Origin of the sequence: Lachnoanaerobaculum saburreum DSM 3986, assembly GCF_000185385.1 — a bacterium.
Classification (GTDB): Bacteria; Bacillota; Clostridia; order Lachnospirales; family Lachnospiraceae; genus Lachnoanaerobaculum; species Lachnoanaerobaculum saburreum.
On the sequence record NZ_GL622296.1, the window covers coordinates 2,975,698 to 2,976,666 of the forward strand.

Sequence of the window (969 nt, forward strand, 5' to 3'; positions counted from 1 at the left end):
GTTTGTCCTGCCTTTAATCTCATATCTAATATACTCCTTAGCCCTTTATAATTTACAGAAGATTATTCTTCAAATATTCATACGAAATTTCGCAAGCTTCCCTTGCATCACCTGCATATCCGTCCACTTCTACAAGCCAGTCTCCTTCATAGCCTCTTGATTTAACATATGCAATGACTCCCTTTAAATCAATTTTACCTTTACCAAGCGGTGCAAATCCCTCACTGTTCAAATCTTTTAGATGAATCAATGCAATTCTGTCATAATATTTTTCAATAAACTTCTGCGGGTCATATCCTCCGGCAGCAAGATGTGCAACATCCGGACAAACCTTAATATTTGAATATGACAAAAGTTCATCTATCTCTTTCGGTCTCTCTGCAATTGATCCGAGATGTGGATGAAAGCATGCAATCAAACCATACTTCTTGGCAATTTTTTCAGCCTCATCAATTCCTTCGGCCAAAAGTTTCGTATCTCCCGGTCTGATTCCGCCCTTTCTTATGGCTCCGCCACAGATTACCAAATATGTCACTCCGACTTCCTTAGCTGCCTTACATACTTCTTCAACATGTTCCATCTCATCTTCCAAAGCATCCTTATAAATGAAATTGGCACCGATACACACGCTCATCATCTGCACATTTGCATTTTTCATCATCGCTTTAAGTTCATCAATGTTTTCGGCATACTTGGTCAGATTTCCGTCAAGAACCTCGATATATTCAAATCCGATATTACGGATTGTCTTCATAGTTTCTCCATCATCACACATTGTTAAATATCGAATATCCTTAACACTTGTTACCCCTGCTCCTGCTCCTACCAACGGTCCAAACGCATTTGTCATATATCCCAGTCTCATACATATCCTCCTTTTATTCCAAATGTTATTATATTATTTGCGCAAATTCTATATTTTCTTTTTATTAAGTATATTACTATTTATTATTTATGTCAATAATATTA

General features: G+C 36.9%; 1 protein-coding gene. It reads right to left on the reverse strand.

Features of this window, described 5'->3' with window-relative positions:
• Positions 1–52: 52 nt before the first annotated feature.
• Positions 53–865, reverse strand: a complete 813-nt coding sequence (locus HMPREF0381_RS13740) for a sugar phosphate isomerase/epimerase family protein (RefSeq protein ID WP_008752619.1) — start codon at positions 863–865, stop codon at positions 53–55.
• Between the last annotated feature and the right edge of the window lie 104 nt (positions 866–969).

Coding starts and splice junctions, on each gene's coding strand:
- HMPREF0381_RS13740 (WP_008752619.1), bottom strand. CDS start 865: ATGAGACTGGGATATATGACAAATGCGTTTGGACCGTTGGTAGGAGCA.